We start from the raw sequence: 18,390 nt of genomic DNA on the forward strand, positions 1-18,390 counted from the left end.
GTAAATTCCTCCTGTTCTGAAACCCAAAGACATACGTCCATTAGTTTATATTATTATTGTTATTTTTTCCAAAATCCTGATTATTATTTTCCCGATTCTGGATTCTCTTCTCGCTTAACAATTCGGATACAGTTCCAATCTGAAGGTTCTTTTGCTTAAGCCCCGTAATAAGTCTATCGAGTGCTTTTTCGGTGGAGTCAGTAGGGTGCATCAGAATCAGTGCTCCATTATGAACCTTTGATAACACCCTATTTATCAGCACATCCGGGGATGGCTTTTTCCAATCCACTGTATCAACAGTCCACATAACAGTGCCGAGGTTCTTCTCAGCAGCAATCTTCACTGTTTCATCTCTATAGCTGCCACTTGGAGGAGCAAACCATGTAATGGGCTTACTCAGTTTTTCATCCATCGTGGCTTCAATCACATCATTTGTCTTTTGGATTTCTTCCCTTGTTTTAGCAGAAGAGATCACCTTCATATCCGGATGAGTGTACGAGTGGTTGCCCACTTCATGTCCTGCATCCATAATCATTCTGGCAAGTTCCGGATTATTCTTTACCCATCTTCCTTCAAGAAAGAAACTTGCTGACACATTATGTTCCTTTAAAGTTGCCAGCATACCGGACAAATATTCATTTCCCCATGCCACATTGATAATGAAACTGACCATCGGTTTATCGGGATGGCCTTTATATACAGGTGACGGAGGGAGGTCCTTTAGCTTCACCTTCGGTTCAATTTGTTTAAATACAAGCTTATCTTCATTGAACCTCTTCTCTGATTTCATCTTTTTATAAGATGCCTCAACATCTACTTCAATTCCGTTAAGCCCTGGAATGGCTTTCCATACACGGTCTATTTTTGCATCCTGTGCAGGAATGCTGTATTCATCTTTTTTTGCTGTAATCTCTTCATAAAGTAAATCCTTAGACTTGGAAACAGGTACGGCTCCCGTCTCCTGTTTGAGGCCAGATACATACTGATCAGTAAAAGGATTATTGATAAAAGCAAGTGCCATAACAAACATGATGGCGATATGGATAAACTTTCTCATTCTTCATGCCTCCTTCAATTCATAGTATGATTCAAAGGGACAAGGTAGAACGGAAGCAAATTACAAAGGTATAGGGCAAACGCCCCCATGGATATTCGTATATGTAAAAAGCCAGGGTTTCCCCTGGCTTCTAGGAAATTCAGCCCAGCAAAATGCTTCTCTTCTAAATAGAGGTTAGTATTATTGCTGTGCTTTTTCCTTTTGCTCACGCTGTTCACGCAATACGGCTTTGCGGGAAAGGTTTACGCGGCCTTGCTTATCGATTTCAGTAACTTTTACGAGAAGTTCGTCACCGATGGATACAACATCTTCCACTTTTCCTACACGCTCTTCAGCAAGTTCAGAAATGTGAACCAAACCATCTTTACCGGAGAAGATTTCAACAAATGCACCGAATTTTTCAATTCGTTTCACCTTGCCAAGATACATTTGTCCAACTTCCACTTCACGTACGATATCTTCAATAATCTTCTTCGCTTTTTGATTCATCTCTTCATCTACAGATGAGATGAATACTGTGCCATCTTGTTCGATATCAATCTTAACGCCTGTTTCTTCAATGATCTTATTGATCTGCTTTCCGCTTGGCCCAATGACATCACGGATTTTATCAGGGTTAATTGACATCATCAGAATCTTAGGAGCATATTCAGACAGCTCTTTTCTTGGCTGCCCAATAGTGCTCAGCATGGAATCAAGAATCTGCATGCGGCCTTTTTTCGCCTGCTGCAATGCTTCCTCAAGAATCTCACGAGACAAACCTTCAATTTTAATATCCATTTGCAGGGCAGTAACACCCTTGGATGTACCCGCCACTTTGAAGTCCATGTCACCCAGGTGGTCTTCCATACCCTGAATGTCTGTCAGGATTGAATAATGCTCGCCTGATTTAATAAGACCCATTGCTATACCGGCAACTGGCGCTTTAATAGGCACACCTGCATCCATCATTGCCAATGTACTTGCACAAATACTTGCCTGTGATGTTGAACCATTGGACTCTAATACCTCTGATACTAGACGGATTGTATAAGGGAAATCCTTTTCAGATGGAATGATCGGCTCAAGAGCGCGTTCTCCAAGAGCTCCATGTCCGATTTCGCGGCGTCCTGGCCCTCTAATTGGCCCAGTTTCACCTACACTGAAGTTAGGGAAATTGTAGTGGTGCATGAATCTCTTTTCTTCTTCAATGCCCAGACCATCAAGAATCTGTACATCTCCAAGAGCTCCTAATGTACAAATGCTCAGAGCCTGAGTTTGTCCGCGTGTAAACAAACCGGAACCATGTGTGCGCGGCAGAAGGCCTACCTCTGATGATAGCGGGCGGATAACATCCAATCCGCGTCCATCCGGGCGAACTTTATCTTCTGTGATTAGACGCCTCACTTCAGCTTTAACAATTTTATCAAGAATCTGCCTGATTTGCTTCAGCTTGTCATCGTCTGCTTCTTCACCTTCATATTTAGCTGTAATTTGTTCTTTAACGGCTTTAATGGCAGCTTCTCGGGCATGCTTCTCCTGCACCTGGATAGCTTGAATCATATCTTTCTCACAGATGCCGCGTACTTCAGCCTCAAGGTCCTGATCAACCTGGTATAGAACAATTTCCATTTTCTCTTTGCCGATTTCAGACGCAATTTCTTCCTGGAAAGCAATAAGGCGTTTGATTTCCTCATGGCCAAACATAATCGCCTCAAGCATTGTTTCTTCAGGCACTTCATCTGCACCTGCTTCTACCATGTTAATTGCATCCTTTGTACCGGCTACAACCAGGCTGATATCGCTCTTTTCAGCCTGATCCACAGATGGATTAATGATGAATTCTCCATCGATGCGCCCTACGCTGACTCCTGCAATCGGTCCGCCGAAGGGAATATCCGACACAGAAAGAGCTAATGATGACCCAAACATTGCAGCCATTTCAGATGAGCAGTTTTGATCCACACTCATCACCATGCTTACAACCTGTACATCATTTCTGAAACCGTCAGCGAATAATGGACGGATTGGCCTGTCAATCAAGCGGCTGGCCAAAATCGCTTTTTCACTTGGACGTCCCTCTCTCTTAATAAACCCGCCGGGAATCTTACCAACAGCATATAAACGTTCTTCATAGTTAACTGTCAGCGGAAAGAAATCCAGATTTTTCGGTTCTTTTGATGCTGTAGCAGTACTTAATACTACAGTATCGCCATAGCGCACTAAAACCGCACCGTTAGCCTGTTTTGCAAGCTGGCCAATCTCAACGGTCAATTTGCGCCCAGCCCACTCAAGGCTGTAGACATGTTTATCTTGTCCCATATTTGTACCCCTCTCTGCTTTCACTTAAGGACAGGCGTCTATTCTGCCTGGTCCGTTCAATTGTTATTTATCCTGCATTAGCTGCAGATAATCCTGCCATGACATCAGCATAGACTGATATCCTCTGCATTGCCAGCAGTCCAGTTTTATATAAAAGCATGAAATGCTCTTTAATCATAATAAAATTAGGCATCTTATAGTATGCACAATTTTTCCGTTTGCTAAAATAAGAATAACTTATGTATGTACATGATTAGGAACAAAATTCAAGTTTTTAAAGCTAATAAAAAAGCGGGAAAAAATCCCGCTTCTGTTGATTATCGACGTAAGCCAAGCTTATTAATTAACTCACGGTAACGAGCAACGTCTTTGTTGCGAAGGTAAGTTAATAGGTTACGGCGCTTACCAACCATTTTCAAAAGACCGCGACGTGAATGGTGGTCTTTCTTGTGAGTACGTAAATGGTCGTTCAAATTGTTGATTTCTTCAGTAAGGACAGCGATTTGAACTTCTGGAGATCCAGTGTCGCTTTCATGAGTTTTGAACTCATTGATTAGCTCATTTTTACGTTCTTTAGTGATTGCCATCCGGTTCACCTCCTAAATTTTCAATCCCCTGTTACTGAGCAAGCGTCGGTGACTCGACTTGCCAAGCAAAGGTTCATTTGGTACGTTACTTAGAATACAACTTTTTATGACAAAAAGCAAGGCTAAACCCTGTTTTTCTCAAAATATTGCTCAGTCTGCTGTTTATCCTTCGCAATTTGGGCGATTAATTCCTGAACGCCAGCAAATTTCCTTTCGTTTCTAAGATGTTTATGCCATTCAACCGTAACTTTCCTGCTATAAATATCTGAAGAGAAATCAAAAATATGGACTTCAACCGATGGCCTGTCCCCCTTTTCCTTATTAAAGGTAGGTTTGTAGCCAACATTGCATACCCCTTCATACCAGCTGCCATCTACTAAGAATCTCACAGCATATACACCTGGCGGTGGGATGATACAGTCATCCGAAACATCCACGTTCGCAGTAGGAAAGCCGATTGTACGGCCCCTCTTATCGCCATGGATAACGGTACCTGATGTTTTATAATATCTTCCTAAAAGGTCGGGAAGCTCAGCTGTTTTCCCTTCCCGGATGTATTTCCTTATAAGCGTAGAGCTGATTTTTTCGTCTTCTTTTGCAAGCTTTGCAACGACCGAATAATCAAATTGATCCCTTGAATGGAACAATAGTGTTTCCATTGTACCGCGCCCCATTCTCCCATAGGAATAATCAAAGCCTGCTACAACATGCTTTGCATTAAGACCAATCAGGTATTGATCAACAAACTCCTGCGGCAGGAGATTTGCAAACTCCCTTGTAAAATTGATGATAAACAAATAATCTATGCCCAAATCAGCCATGATAGCAATTTTATCCTCAAGAGGCGTAATATACTCCACATGCTGAACGCTTTTCCCCAAAACAACCGATGGATGCGGGTCAAATGTCATAACAGCACTTTTTAATCCTTTTTGTTCCGCTATTGATTTTGCTTCACGGATGACTTTCTGGTGACCCAGATGAACACCATCAAAATATCCAAGTGCTATTGCCATTTCAGGCAATACGGTTCTATCCATTCGATGGGGATGATTTATATGAATAACTTCCATATTATTGATTCACCTTTTTCTACAGAGCCTGGACCTATAAAAATGCACAGCTTTTTAACGAGTGCTTATTGATCATTTCTTAACACCTTTACTGGCTTCATCATCCCAGGTTTGCGCGGATGATGCTCATAGATAGCCAGCACGAGGCCTGCCTCTGTTTCCACTGCAATTGGCCCTTTAGTGTTATGCAAATGATCAGGGATAGTTAATACAGCCCCATTTTTTACTTTCTCTGCTACTTTATCACTTATTTGAAATTTCGGCAAATGAGAAAGCGCGGCTTCCATAGGACGAAGAACCTCGTCCATTGTCCCCTTCTCCACTCTTTCTTCTATTTCTTCAAAAGTCAGGCAATCATCAAGTGTCAATGAGGCAGACTGGATTCTGACCAGCTCAGACATATGAGCAGGGTATCCAAGTTCACTTCCAATCATGACAGCAAGAGTACGTATATATGTTCCTTTGCTGCAGGCTACACGGAAACGGAAGGTAATATTCTCACCCTCAAACATTTTTCTGCCATCGAGCAGTTCGATAGAGTAAATAGTAACTTTCCTGGACGGTCGTTCTACTTCTATTCCCTGTCTTGCATATTCATAGAGGCGTTTCCCATTCACTTTTACTGCTGAAAACATAGGAGGTGTCTGAGTAATTTCCCCGGTCAGACTTTGAAGTGCATCCATTATTTGATTTCTGGCAATAGGTGCTGTAACATCTTTTCTCTCCACGACTTCTCCTGATGCATCTTCTGTTGTCGTAGAAAAGCCTATTGTGACTTCTCCCTCATATGACTTTCCAGCATCTGTTATGTATTCAGCCACCTTTGTTGCCCTCCCAAGGCAGATTGGGAGTACACCAGTTACGTCTGGATCGAGTGTGCCAGTGTGGCCGATTTTTTTCATCCGCAAAATCTTCCGAAGCTTAAAGACACAATCATGGGATGTCATTCCTTTAGGTTTAAAAAGCGGCAAAATTCCTTCCATATCATGTACCACCTTGTCTTGTAATTAGAAAAAAATGGATAGACAAAATGTCTATCCATTCCATTATTCTTCTTCATTGGAGCGATCCTCATCTTTGGAACGGCCTTCGTCCTGAATTTGATGGAGCAATGATTCTATACGGTTTCCGTAGTCGATTGATTCATCAAATTCGAAAAGAATTTCCGGCGTTTTTCTCAGCCGGATTCGCTGGCCAATTTCAGATCGGATAAAGCCTTTTGCTTTAGCCAGACCCCGAAGCGTATTTTCCCTTTGTTCCTCATCACCCAGAACTGAGATAAATACGGTTGCCTGCTGGAGATCCCCAGTAACTTGAACATCGGTGACTGTTACAAATCCAACCCGCGGGTCCTTTATTTTCCTGCCGATGATTTCGCCCAGTTCTTTTTTCATTTGTTCTCCAACTCGATTTGCTCTAAGGCTCATTCTATATCACCTCTTCTTAAAGCCACTCTAAATCTGTAATTGTCCGTTCTATTTCCGGGAACGAATCAATCATCTTAAGCGCATTTTGCAGCTCGTGTTCCGTTGAAACCTGGGTGGACGAAACGGCCACAATGGCAATTTTTGTCCGCTGCCATAGGTCCTGATAGTCCACCTCAGATACAGATACATTGTATCTTTGCTTCAGCCGGGTGAGAATCCGCTGCAAAACAGCCCGTTTCTCTTTCAAAGAATGTGTGTCATAAATGATACATTCACAGGCTGCAAGCCCAATTATCATTAACGTTCCACTTCTTCCATAATATATGCTTCGATAACGTCGCCTTCTTTAACGTCATTGAAGTTTTTGATGGTAATACCGCATTCATAGCCTTGAGCTACTTCTTTAGCGTCATCTTTGAATCGCTTAAGAGCATCAACTTCCCCTTCAAAAATAACAACTCCATCGCGGATTAAGCGGACACCGCTGTCACGAGTGATTTTTCCGTCTGTGACATACGAACCTGCAATGGTACCGATTTTTGAAACTTTGAATGTCTGGCGTACTTCGGCCTGGCCGATGATTTTTTCTTCGAACTCAGGGTCAAGCATACCCTGCATCGCCAGTTCAATTTCCTCAATTACTTTGTAGATGATGCGGTGCAGACGGATATCCACATCTTCAGCTTCTGCTGCACGTTTTGCATTATTGTCAGGACGTACATTAAATCCGATGACAATAGCATTGAAAGCTGCAGCTAAAGTGATGTCAGACTCATTAATGGCACCGACACCTGTATGAAGGATACGAACATTAACACCCTCTACATCTATTTTATGAAGCGCAGCAGTTAATGCTTCCGCTGAACCTTGAACATCCGCTTTAACAACGATGTTTAAGTCTTTCATTTCCCCTTGTTTCATATGTTCAAACAAGTTATCAAGACTTACGCGTGTTTTTTCGTTTCTTTGGGCCTGTAATGCCTGCTGGGCACGAGCTTCACCAATCTGGCGGGCTGTCTTTTCATCATCAAGTACAGCAAAGCGGTCACCAGCTTGAGGAACATCGTTAAGACCTGTAATTTCAACAGGTGTTGAAGGTCCGGCAGTTTTCACCCGGCGGCCAAGATCATTAACCATTGCACGGACACGTCCAAATGTGTTGCCGACAACGATTGGATCTCCTACTTTCAATGTACCGTTTTGCACAAGCAGAGTCGCAACTGAACCGCGTCCTTTGTCAAGCTGTGCTTCGATAACTGTACCAACGGCATTGCGGTCAGGATTAGCCTTGTATTCTTCCACTTCACCTACAAGAAGAATCATTTCAAGCAGTTCATCAATTCCATCGCCTTTTATAGCAGAGATTGGAACAAAAATTGTGTCTCCGCCCCATGCCTCAGGAACTAGGTTATGTTCAGTCAGTTCCTGCATGACACGGTCAGGATTTGCTGCTTCCTTATCCATTTTGTTAACAGCCACAATGATTGGCACTTCTGCTGCTTTTGCATGGTTGATTGCTTCAACCGTTTGCGGCATAACACCATCATCTGCTGCAACAACGAGAATTGTAATATCGGTAATTTTCGCACCGCGGGCACGCATAGTCGTAAACGCTGCGTGTCCAGGAGTATCAAGGAAGGTTATCTTTTTGCCGTTCTCTTCAACTTGATAAGCTCCGATATGCTGTGTGATCCCGCCAGCTTCTCCCGCTGTTACTTTCGTGTTGCGGATGGAGTCTAGCAATGTTGTTTTACCATGGTCAACGTGTCCCATGATGGTTACAACAGATGGACGTTCCACTAGTTCGGCATTTTCATCTTCTGTGAAGTATACTTCAAGATCGGTTGTATCAACCAGCACCTCTTCTTCTACTTCTACACCATATTCACCTGCAATCAGCTCAATGGCATCTTTGTCAAGATCCTGGTTAATGGTTGCCATAACACCCAGCATGAATAACTTTTTAATGATTTCAGAAGGTTCGCGGTGAAGCTTCTTTGCCAGTTCCGCTACAGTCAGTGATTCGCTGAAAGTAATTTTTGAAGGAAGCTCCTTCACTTTTTTAGGAGCTGGGGCCACAAAAGTCTGCTGCTGTTTGCCTTTGTTGTTTTTATTCTTATTGTTGTTTCGGTTATTGTTTCGGTTGTTGTTATTGTTGCTTCTATTGTTGTTATTATTGTTTCTATTGTTGTTGTTATTGCCCCGGTTATTGCTGGACTGGCTGCCCTGCCCCTGGTTTCTGTTTTCACCTGGTTTATTCTGGGGCTTGCCTTTAACAGCTGTTGAACTGGCAGCACTATTATTTGAAGCTGGTTTTTGATTCCCTTGCGGTTTTTGCTGGTTTTGAGGTTTGCTCTGTTTTTGAGACTGGCTGTCATTCTTGATAAAGATGCCGTCAAGTTTCTGGACTGCAGCCGGCTCAATCGTAGTCATATGATTGGAAACCTCAATATTCATGTCTTTTAATTTTGTAATAACATCCTTGCTTGAAATGTTATGTTTTTTCGCATATTCATATACGCGCATTTTACTCATACTTTCACCCCCGCTAGTATTAATCGAGCAACGTTAACAGCTTTTTTGCAAATCCGGCATCTAACACTGCCACAACAACGCGGGCTTCCTTCCCTATAGCCTTACCAAGCATTTCCCGGTTTTGAATCAGCTTATAAGGAACCCCGAATGATTTACATTTATCTGTAACTTTTTTTGCCGTATTTGCGGATGCATCTGCAGACAGCAAAACAAGCTTTGCTTTGCCATTTCTGATCTCTTTAACAGCAAGCTCTTCTCCCGAAGTAATTTTCCGTGCCCGATTGGCTAAGCCAAGCAATGACATCCATTGATTTGAGTTCATTTGGATTGCCGTTTCTCCTTCTCTATTAACTCCAAGAGTTCTTCATAGATAGCATCATCTATGGAAACTTCTAAATGATTGGCTAAGATATTCTTTTTCTTTGCTAATAAAACTGCTTCCTTTTCTTTGGAAAGATAAGCCCCGCGCCCTGATTTTTTTCCGGTCGGGTCTACAGATACTTCCCCTTCTTTGGAGCGAACGATGCGAACGAGTTCTTTTTTCGGCCTCATTTCACCGGTAGCGACACATTTTCGCAAAGGAACTTTTTTACGATTGTTCACGATCATTCACCTCTTCCCTATTCTTTTCCCTCTAAAAGATTATCCTGAAAATCGAAGTCTGCATCATTTTCGTAGTCTTCGTTTTCGTAACCATCATTATCAAAGTTCAACAGTGTTTCATCCCGCGGATAAATTCCGGCTTCACGGGCATCTGTTTCTGATTTGATATCAATTTTCCAGCCTGTAAGCTTGGCTGCAAGTCTTGCATTCTGGCCGCGCTTTCCGATTGCCAGGGATAGCTGATAATCCGGGACTACAACTGTTGTTGCTTTGTCAACTTCATTTACGATTACGTCAAGCACCTTTGAAGGACTAAGTGCATTTGCAACGAAAACTACCGGATCTGAAGACCACTTTACAATATCAATTTTTTCGCCCTTAAGCTCATTTACTACCGCCTGTACACGTGTTCCCTTAGGGCCTACACATGAACCTACCGGATCTACTTCTTCATTGTCTGAATGTACGGAGATCTTAGAACGGTCCCCTGCTTCACGCGCAACAGATTTGATTTCAACAGTTCCATCATAAATTTCTGGAACTTCAATTTCAAATAATCTCTTCAGCAGACCAGGATGCGTTCTGCTAACAAAGATTTGTGGTCCTTTTGTTGTCTTTTCTACTTTTGTAATAAAGACTTTAATGCGGTCATGGGGCTGATAACGCTCATTTGGCATTTGTTCGTTCGCCGGAAGGATTGCTTCAATCTTTCCAAGGCTCACATAGATGAACTTAGGATCTGTACGCTGAACAATTCCCGTCATGATATCTTCTTCACGGTCGATAAATTCAGAATAAATGATGCCTCTCTCCGCTTCACGGACACGCTGTGTAACAACCTGTTTGGCCGTTTGGGCAGCAATGCGCCCAAAGTCCTTAGGAGTTACTTCCATTTCGACGACATCTTCCACCTGGTAGTTCGGGTTGATCTTTTGAGCATCTTCAACTGAAATTTCAAGACGCGGATCAAATACTTCATCCACTACCTCTTTGCGTGCAAAGACTCTCATCGTTCCGTTTCCTAGGTTTAAATCAATGCGCACATTCTGTGCCTGGTTAAAGTTTCTGCGGTAGGCTGACACCAATGCAGCTTCAATTGCTTCGATAATCACATCGCGAGAAATGCCTTTTTCTTTCTCAAGCAATGTCAGAGCATCCAAAAGTTCACTGCTCATGAGATTTATATCCCCCTTTATTTCTCTTATAAAAATGATCAACTCTAAAGTAGCAATTTGCTTTAATTAATAAGACAAGTAAGTATTGGTTTTTGAACGTCAATAACTGTCTAGCTCAAGCTGCCTCCCCCCTCGAGGTGAGGCCCCAGGATGAGGGTCATGCAGACGTTGCCACAGGACACGGCGCTCTTAGTCTGCGTTCCTTCGTGGGCAAGACGCTTCCGCTTTTCTTAATAAGCAAGCCCGCAATCAGCCGTCATTAGAAAACAACGGCTAAACGGGCATTCGCTACCTTCTCATAAGGAATTTCGATCCTTTTCTTCCTTGTTTTGATTGTCACTTCAACCGTAACGGTCTCCCCGTCAAATTGGGTTAATACACCTTCGAACGTCTTTTCTCCATCAATCGGCTCGTATGTTTTTATGAAAACATTCTTGCCGACTGCCTTAACAAAATCACTGTCTTTCTTTAGAGGGCGTTCAGCTCCCGGCGATGAAACTTCCAAGAAATAGTTGTAAGGAATCGGATCTTCAGCATCAAGCTTTTCACTAAGCCTTTCACTGACCGTTCCGCATTCCTCGATATCAACACCAGTTTCTTTATCAATAAATACGCGAAGGAACCAGTCTTTCCCTTCTTTTACATATTCAATGTCGACTAATTCTAAATTAAGTTCATCCACAATAGGGGTGACCAGTTGTTCCACCGTTTCAGTCACTTTGCTCATTCATTTCCCTCCTTTTTACTGGATTCTTAGCTCTTGTTTTACAAAAGTTTTATTTTGATATACAGGAAGACTTTTTCGGATATATTGTTGTTTTTCATCTATCTATATTGTCCTTTGATTTTCGCTCCAGGCTGCTCAGCGAACCGCGTGGCGGGCGGTGAGCCTCTCCCGCATAAGTCTTCGCACCTTCCGCTACAATCAACTCAGCAAATAATATACAAAAAGCAACAAAACTTACGAAAACAATCTTCAGGAAAAAACCGTACACAACACGAAAGAGTGGGTTGCCCCACTCTTCCTTTTGCGAGAGTTATTCTTAGTATTTCCAATAAAACTATACCATAACCAATTTTTTTATGCAAATGGAATAGCTGTCAGCAGAAGGGGGCGGACCATTTGCCTGCCCTCTTTTTTAGAATAGTGAAAGCTGATTTTGTTCAGGAAGAGATTCAAGGCAGCCGTGATTATCCAGATACTCGATAATCGTCTTGGACACTTTTCCGCGCTGCTGCAAATCTTCTTTGGATAGGAATTCTCCTTCTTCCCTTGCTTTAACAATATTGAATGCTGCGTTTGTACCCAATCCTGGAATGGAATTAAACGGCGGTATCAAAGAATTTCCATCAATGATAAACTCATTTGCGCTAGAGCGGTATAAGTCCACCTTTTGGAAGTTAAAGCCCCTTTCGTTCATTTCCAAAGCCAGCTCCATTACAGTTAATAGATTTTTTTCTTTCGTAGAAGCATCAAGTCCCTTTGCATTGATTTCTTCGATGCGGGAACGTATCGCCTGGGATCCTTTAACCATGGCATCAACGTCAAAGTCCTCTGCACGAACAGTGAAGTATGCTGCATAGTAAAGAAGCGGATGGTGCACTTTAAAATATGCAATCCGGACTGCCATTAATACGTAGGCTGCCGCATGGGCTTTAGGGAACATGTATTTAATCTTTTTACAGGAATCAATATACCATTCCGGCACTTCATTCTTTCTCATTTCAGCTTCCATTTCATCGCTCAGGCCTTTACCCTTACGAACCGATTCCATAATTTTAAAAGCAAAAGCAGGCTCAAGCCCCTGATAGATTAAATAAACCATAATATCATCGCGGCACCCGATTACTTCACTTAAGTTACAAATATTATTATGGATCAATTCCTGGGCATTCCCGAGCCAAACATCTGTACCATGAGAAAGACCCGAAATCTGGACAAGTTCTGAGAAAGTGGTCGGCTTTGTATCTTCAAGCATCTGGCGGACAAATCGTGTACCAAATTCCGGTATGCCTAGTGTTCCAGTTTTACACATGATTTGCTCTTCTGTCACACCAAGTGATTCCGGCCCGCTAAAAATTTTCATTACTTCAGGATCATCTGTCGGAATCGTTTTTGGATCAATACCGCTAAGATCCTGAAGCATCCTTATGACGGTTGGGTCGTCGTGCCCCAGTATATCGAGTTTTAATAGATTATCGTGAATTGAATGGAAGTCAAAATGAGTCGTTTTCCATTCAGATGTCCGGTCGTCAGCAGGGAACTGAATAGGCGAAAAATCATAAATATCCATGTAATCCGGCACAACAATAATACCGCCAGGGTGCTGTCCAGTTGTCCGCTTTACTCCTGTGCAGCCGGAAGCAAGCCTGTCAATTTCGGCACCCCTGATTTGAAGATTATTATCCTGCTGGTATGCTTTGACATAACCATAAGCTGTTTTGTCTGCCACAGTACCGATTGTTCCTGCACGGTATACATATTCCTCCCCGAATAGCACCTTTGTATAGTTATGTGCCCTCGGCTGGTATTCCCCCGAAAAGTTCAAGTCAATATCGGGAACCTTATCTCCCTTGAAACCAAGGAACGTTTCGAACGGGATATCATGTCCATCTTTTTTATATTTTGCTCCACAGTTCGGGCAGTCTTTATCAGGCAGGTCAAAACCGGAGCCAACTGACCCGTCATTGAAAAACTCGGATGTCTTGCATTCCGGGCAAACGTAATGGGGAGGCAGCGGATTTACTTCAGTTATTTCGGTCATCGTCGCAACAAAAGAGGAGCCGACTGATCCACGGGAACCAACAAGATAGCCATCATCCAGTGATCTTTTTACAAGCTTATGTGAGATCAGATAGATAACCGCGAACCCATGCCCGATAATACTCTTAAGTTCTTTTTCAAGGCGGGCTTCAACGATCTCAGGTAGCGGATCACCATAGATTTTCCTAGCCATTCCGTAACTCATGCTGCGCATTTCTTCATCTGCGCCTTCAATTTTTGGTGTATACAAATCATCTTTAATCGGCTTAATTTCTTCAATCATATCCGCTATTCTGTTCGTATTCTCTACCACAATTTCCTTCGCTTTGTCTTTGCCAAGGAATGAAAAAGCATCAAGCATTTCATTAGTAGTCCTGAAGTGAACATCCGGGAGCTGATGGCGATTCAAAGGATTTGCTCCTCCCTGTGAATTAACAAGGATTTTCCGATAGATTTTATCATTTGGATTCAAGTAGTGTACATTGCCTGTCGCGACAACCGGCAGATCAAGCTTTTCTCCCAGCTTTACAATATTGCCGATAATCTCTTCCAGCGCTTTTTCATCTCTTACAAGTTCAAGCTCCAAAAGGTGTGCATAGACAGCTTTCGGGTGCACTTCAAGATAATCGTAGAATTGCGCTGTATCTTCCACTTCATCTGGAGATTTCTGCATCATGCCTTCAAAAACTTCGCCTTTGTCACATCCCGATCCAACCAGAATTCCTGCACGATGTTTTTGCAGGACTGACCTCGGAATGCGGGGCACTCTGTAAAAATATTCAAGATGCGAGATGGATACGAGTTTAAAGATATTTTTCAAGCCTTCTTCTGTCTGAGCAAGCAGGGTGCAGTGCGCTGGTCTTGCACGCTGATAGGCATTTCCCTGACCCATATTATCATTGAATTGATCATGATATTCGATCCCTTTTTCATCTGCATGCTTAAGCATCTTAAGAAGCAGATAACCTGTGGCTTCCGCGTCATATATAGCACGGTGATGCTGGGTGAGTTCAACGTCGAACTTTTTGGCAAGCGTGTTCAGACGATGATTTTTCATGTCCGGATATAGAAAGCGTGCAAGTTCAAGAGTATCTATTACAGGATTAGACGCTTTGCCTATGCCCATTTTTTTATAGCCTACATTTAGGAAGCCCATGTCGAAGGATGCATTATGAGCTACTAAAACAGCATCTCCTGCCCATTCATGGAACTTCTTCAGTACCTCTTCCACTTCCGGTGCATTCTCCACCAGATCATCGGTGATTCCAGTCAGATTGATCGTTGTTGCCGACAAAGGGTGATGAGGGTTTGCAAAGGATTCAAACCGATCAATGATTTCACCATCATGAATCTTAACCGCGGCAAGCTCAATGATCGTATCATATACAGCTGATAAGCCTGTTGTCTCAACGTCAAATACAACATACGTATCTTCAGTAAGCTTGCGATGCGCATCATTATAGGCAATCGGCACACCATCATCCACAAGGTTCGCTTCAATTCCGTATAAGATCTTTATATCATTCTTTTTCCCGGCACCATAGGCTTCAGGGAATGATTGAGCAACAGCATGATCAGTAATGGCAATAGCTTTGTGTCCCCACTTTTTCGCCTGTGAAACAAGTGCACTGACAGATGAAACTGCATCCATTTGGCTCATCGGTGTATGAAGATGAAGTTCAACCCTTTTTTCTTCAGCAGGTGATGTATCCTGTCTTTGAATAGGTTTAATTTCATTGATATCGTTCCCGATCATTACCAGGTCACGTACAAATGTATCGTTTTGTATGCTGCCTCGGACCTTTAGCCACATACCTTTTTGCACATGCTGAAATAAAGCAGCATCCTCTTTGTCCCGCGAGAACATTTTTACAAGAATGGAGCTGGTATAATCAGTAATTTTGAAAGTTAAGAGTGTCCGGCCGCTGCGGAGTTCTCTCGTTTCAGCAGCAAACACATAGCCTTCAACGGCTACTCTGCGCTCTTCATCAACTATATCAATCAATTTGCGGTAATCTGCATCATCCTTAATGGTAAGACCGATTGTAAGCGGCCCCTGAGGTGCTGAAGGATCTGCTGATTCAGCTTCTGCTTCTTTCTTCTGCATCTCGATTGCTGCCTGGAGACCGCGCTCCTGATCTTCTTTGCGTTTGGCCTCCATGAATTTTTCATATTCTTCATTGGATCCTTCAGAAGATACTTCTGTATCAACTGTTAAGGCCGGAAAGCCAAAAACTTGAAAAACATCTGAAATAGTGCCGGCATACTTTTTCTTGATAGACAATCCTTCCAATTCATTTCGGACCTTAATGATAAGTTTGTTGCCCTGAACAGAAGGAACCTGTTCATTCAGAAGCTTTATGAGCGGGGGCGCCATGCCATCCATTTCTTTGATGCAGTTGTGCCAGTATTCAAGAACAAGCTGTTCAGTAAAATCCTGATTTTTCACAGATATGCTGTAGGAAATTTCTGCAATATGGGAAAATGTCTTTTCCAGCTGATCTGTGAAGCGGCTATATACACTGCAAGGCACAATCTTTGGAAAAGCAAAATAAAAATGCCATTTCCGTGACTGTCTTTCGACTATGACCCTTTCGATCTGGGCATCATGAAAGTGCTGCACAAAGGCATCTTCAGTTAGCTGCATCTGCTGGAGCAAGAGCTGAAATCTAGAAGGTTCGCTCATCTTTCTCTCTCCCATCTAATAAACTTGGTTTCTATGTTTTACACTTTTGTTATAATCCTTGTTTTAATTCAATATTCTGCCCGTTGATTTCATCACGTGGCACTTGTTTCCCGCGGGGAGGAACAGGGCTCCTCGGCTCCGCCTGTGGGGTCTCCCACTCCCTCTCCTGCCGCAGGACTTTGAATAATCATCCTGACTTAGCACCGCACGAAGAAAATGCGAAAGCATTTTCGAGGATCAAGTACCCTCCACTCCAATCAACTCAGCATTAGAAATATTGTTATAATGTTAGAAAACTGAAAATAAATAAGCACCGCCATATTTAGAAATGGACAGACGGACTTAATTATAACATATCGAATCAGATAGTGAATGAAAAAACGGATTCCATTTTGGAACCCGTTTTTTCGTCTAAATCAAAATGAACACTGCCCATATTTTTATATTGCAGACATCATTTCAGCAATTTTATCTGCAAGCTGATCTTTGTGAATTTCCTGCATTTCACCTGTTTTTCTAACTTTCACTTCGACGATGCCTTCAGAAGCTTTTTTGCCCACAGTTATGCGGATTGGCAAACCGATAAGGTCGGAATCTGCAAATTTGACACCGGGACGTTCCTGGCGGTCATCCATTAATACTTCATAGCGATCACGCTTTAGCATTGTATATAATTCCTCAGCAACTGCAGACTGAGTTTCGTCCTTCATGTTAATAGGGATGAGATGCAAGTCGAATGGAGCCAGGGAGCGCGGCCAGATAAAGCCGTTCTCATCGCTGAACTGTTCGGCAACTGCAGCCATAGTACGGGAAACTCCGATGCCATAGCAGCCCATAATCATTGGCTGTGTTCTCCCATTTTCATCTAAAAAAGTCGCTTCCATTGCCTCACTATAGCGGGTGCCCAGCTTAAAGATATGTCCAACTTCAATTCCTTTGGCAAATTGAATCGTTCCTTGTCCATCTGGTGAAGGGTCGCCCTCTTGAATGAAACGGAGATCTGCATATCGGGTTACATAGAAATCACGATCTGGATTAGCATTGACATAATGAATTCCTTCTTCATTTGCGCCACATACACCATTCACAATGGCTTCCACTGCATGATCTGCAATGATCTCAATATCCTTCACTCCAATAGGTCCCAAAGAACCAACAGCACAGCCAAGAATTTGCTTAGTCTCTTCGGCATCAGCTAGCTCAACGGCAGCGGCTTCAAGCAGATTTTTAAGCTTGATGTCATTTACTTCATGGTCACCGCGGACAAGAACAAGAACATATTTTTCATCAGCTTTAAAAAGAAGCGTCTTTATGCACTGCTCTTTAGCCACGTTTAGGAAAGTTGAAACTTCTTCAATTGTTTTTTTGTTTTCTGTTGCTGCCTTTTCCAGTTCCTGAGGCTCCTCATTGCTCTTTGAGTATTGTGCAAGAACCGGAGCCATTTCAATATTGGCAGCGTATTCGGAAGTATCTGAGTATGCGATAGTATCTTCTCCAACTTCTGAAAGAACCATAAACTCATGTGTGTCTTTACCGCCCATTGCACCCGAGTCAGCAATGACAGCTCTGAAATTCAGGCCGCAGCGTCTGAACACATTAGAATAAGCTGTAAAAAGTTTATCATACATTTCATCAAGGCTTTCTTGATTTGAGTGAAAGGAATAGGCATCCTTCATGATAAACTCACGCCCGCGAAGAAGCCCAAAGCGAGGACGCTTCTCATCACGGAACTTTGTCTGAATCTGATAAAGAGCCAATGGTAATTTCTTATATGATTTTACTGCATCACGAACCAGGCTGGTAATCACTTCTTCATGAGTGGCACCCAAAGCGAACTCTCGCTCATGGCGATCCTTCATTCTCATCAGTTCAGGTCCGTATGTATACCAGCGCCCGGATTCCTGCCATAGTTCAGCCTGCTGAAGGGCTGGCATCAGAAGCTCGACAGCCCCTGCATTATCCATTTCTTCTCTGATAATAGCTTCAACCTTTTGCAGAACTTTTTTCGCTAAAGGCATATAGCTATAAATTCCGCTTGCGTTCTGGCGGATAAAACCAGCCCTCAGCAATAATTGGTGGCTTCTGGTTTCCGCATCTGCAGGCACTTCTTTTAATGTAGGAATAAGCGTCATGCTCTGTTTCATTTATTTGCACCTCAATTAAAAATATGTAATGAATCTGC

The 18,390-nt window shown here is 42.7% G+C and carries 14 protein-coding genes; all 14 read right to left on the reverse strand.

All coding sequences use genetic code 11. The features are described from left to right. Positions 1 to 40 precede the first annotated feature (40 nt). The gene (locus tag MKY20_RS20870; protein WP_251175175.1) at positions 41 to 1,057 is read right to left on the reverse strand and encodes a polysaccharide deacetylase family protein; all 1,017 of its coding nucleotides are present in this window, start codon (positions 1,055 to 1,057) and stop codon (positions 41 to 43) included. A gap of 180 nt (positions 1,058 to 1,237) precedes the next feature. After that, on the reverse strand, positions 1,238 to 3,358 hold the full coding sequence (pnp, locus tag MKY20_RS20875) for a polyribonucleotide nucleotidyltransferase (protein WP_009330697.1): 2,121 nt from the start codon (positions 3,356 to 3,358) through the stop codon (positions 1,238 to 1,240). 317 nt (positions 3,359 to 3,675) lie between these two features. Next, entirely contained in the window at positions 3,676 to 3,945 is a 270-nt protein-coding gene (rpsO, locus tag MKY20_RS20880; protein ID WP_009330698.1) for a 30S ribosomal protein S15, read from the reverse strand. A gap of 122 nt (positions 3,946 to 4,067) precedes the next feature. Next, positions 4,068 to 5,018, reverse strand: coding sequence for a bifunctional riboflavin kinase/FAD synthetase (ribF, locus tag MKY20_RS20885; protein ID WP_019381782.1), 951 nt, complete (start codon positions 5,016 to 5,018; stop codon positions 4,068 to 4,070). A 65-nt stretch (positions 5,019 to 5,083) separates the two neighbouring features. Beyond that, the gene (gene truB, locus MKY20_RS20890) at positions 5,084 to 6,001 is read right to left on the reverse strand and encodes a tRNA pseudouridine(55) synthase TruB (protein WP_009330700.1); all 918 of its coding nucleotides are present in this window, start codon (positions 5,999 to 6,001) and stop codon (positions 5,084 to 5,086) included. Positions 6,002 to 6,064: 63 nt separating this feature from the next. Further along, complete coding sequence (gene rbfA / locus MKY20_RS20895) at positions 6,065 to 6,445, reverse strand: 30S ribosome-binding factor RbfA (protein WP_009330701.1); 381 nt, start codon at positions 6,443 to 6,445, stop codon at positions 6,065 to 6,067. A gap of 16 nt (positions 6,446 to 6,461) precedes the next feature. Further along, a complete protein-coding gene (locus MKY20_RS20900) occupies positions 6,462 to 6,743 on the reverse strand; it encodes a DUF503 domain-containing protein (protein WP_009330702.1) in 282 nt (93 codons plus the stop codon). Beyond that, entirely contained in the window at positions 6,743 to 8,980 is a 2,238-nt protein-coding gene (gene infB / locus MKY20_RS20905) for a translation initiation factor IF-2 (RefSeq protein WP_009330703.1), read from the reverse strand. The genes MKY20_RS20900 and infB overlap by 1 nt, the downstream gene beginning before the upstream one ends. A gap of 19 nt (positions 8,981 to 8,999) precedes the next feature. Continuing rightward, complete coding sequence (locus MKY20_RS20910) at positions 9,000 to 9,302, reverse strand: YlxQ family RNA-binding protein (RefSeq protein ID WP_009330704.1); 303 nt, start codon at positions 9,300 to 9,302, stop codon at positions 9,000 to 9,002. Beyond that, positions 9,299 to 9,583 carry an RNase P modulator RnpM gene (gene rnpM / locus MKY20_RS20915; protein WP_009330705.1) on the reverse strand — a complete coding sequence of 95 codons (285 nt, stop codon included), beginning with the start codon at positions 9,581 to 9,583 and terminating at the stop codon, positions 9,299 to 9,301. The genes MKY20_RS20910 and rnpM overlap by 4 nt, the downstream gene beginning before the upstream one ends. A 17-nt stretch (positions 9,584 to 9,600) precedes the next feature. Continuing rightward, the gene (gene nusA, locus MKY20_RS20920) at positions 9,601 to 10,758 is read right to left on the reverse strand and encodes a transcription termination factor NusA (protein WP_251175174.1); all 1,158 of its coding nucleotides are present in this window, start codon (positions 10,756 to 10,758) and stop codon (positions 9,601 to 9,603) included. A 259-nt stretch (positions 10,759 to 11,017) separates the two neighbouring features. Further along, complete coding sequence (rimP, locus tag MKY20_RS20925) at positions 11,018 to 11,485, reverse strand: ribosome maturation factor RimP (RefSeq protein ID WP_009330707.1); 468 nt, start codon at positions 11,483 to 11,485, stop codon at positions 11,018 to 11,020. 412 nt (positions 11,486 to 11,897) lie between these two features. Beyond that, entirely contained in the window at positions 11,898 to 16,208 is a 4,311-nt protein-coding gene (locus MKY20_RS20930) for a PolC-type DNA polymerase III (RefSeq protein WP_019381779.1), read from the reverse strand. A gap of 440 nt (positions 16,209 to 16,648) precedes the next feature. Beyond that, positions 16,649 to 18,352 (reverse strand): proline--tRNA ligase, encoded by a 1,704-nt coding sequence (locus MKY20_RS20935; protein WP_019381778.1) that lies wholly within the window; start codon positions 18,350 to 18,352, stop codon positions 16,649 to 16,651. Positions 18,353 to 18,390 lie beyond the last annotated feature (38 nt).

Source organism: Cytobacillus sp. FSL W8-0315 (assembly GCF_038002905.1).
GTDB lineage: Bacteria > Bacillota > Bacilli > Bacillales > Cytobacillaceae > Cytobacillus > Cytobacillus pseudoceanisediminis.

What these genes read in the sequence shown, in the direction of transcription:
- MKY20_RS20870 (WP_251175175.1), bottom strand. Translation starts at nt 1,057, where the DNA reads ATGAGAAAGTTTATCCATATCGCCATCATGTTTGTTATGGCACTTGCT.
- pnp (WP_009330697.1), bottom strand. Translation starts at nt 3,358, where the DNA reads ATGGGACAAGATAAACATGTCTACAGCCTTGAGTGGGCTGGGCGCAAA.
- rpsO (WP_009330698.1), bottom strand. Translation starts at nt 3,945, where the DNA reads ATGGCAATCACTAAAGAACGTAAAAATGAGCTAATCAATGAGTTCAAA.
- ribF (WP_019381782.1), bottom strand. Translation starts at nt 5,018, where the DNA reads ATGGAAGTTATTCATATAAATCATCCCCATCGAATGGATAGAACCGTA.
- truB (WP_009330700.1), bottom strand. Translation starts at nt 6,001, where the DNA reads ATGGAAGGAATTTTGCCGCTTTTTAAACCTAAAGGAATGACATCCCAT.
- rbfA (WP_009330701.1), bottom strand. Translation starts at nt 6,445, where the DNA reads ATGAGCCTTAGAGCAAATCGAGTTGGAGAACAAATGAAAAAAGAACTG.
- MKY20_RS20900 (WP_009330702.1), bottom strand. Translation starts at nt 6,743, where the DNA reads ATGATAATTGGGCTTGCAGCCTGTGAATGTATCATTTATGACACACAT.
- infB (WP_009330703.1), bottom strand. Translation starts at nt 8,980, where the DNA reads ATGAGTAAAATGCGCGTATATGAATATGCGAAAAAACATAACATTTCA.
- MKY20_RS20910 (WP_009330704.1), bottom strand. Translation starts at nt 9,302, where the DNA reads ATGAACTCAAATCAATGGATGTCATTGCTTGGCTTAGCCAATCGGGCA.
- nusA (WP_251175174.1), bottom strand. Translation starts at nt 10,758, where the DNA reads ATGAGCAGTGAACTTTTGGATGCTCTGACATTGCTTGAGAAAGAAAAA.
- rimP (WP_009330707.1), bottom strand. Translation starts at nt 11,485, where the DNA reads ATGAGCAAAGTGACTGAAACGGTGGAACAACTGGTCACCCCTATTGTG.
- MKY20_RS20930 (WP_019381779.1), bottom strand. Translation starts at nt 16,208, where the DNA reads ATGAGCGAACCTTCTAGATTTCAGCTCTTGCTCCAGCAGATGCAGCTA.
- MKY20_RS20935 (WP_019381778.1), bottom strand. Translation starts at nt 18,352, where the DNA reads ATGAAACAGAGCATGACGCTTATTCCTACATTAAAAGAAGTGCCTGCA.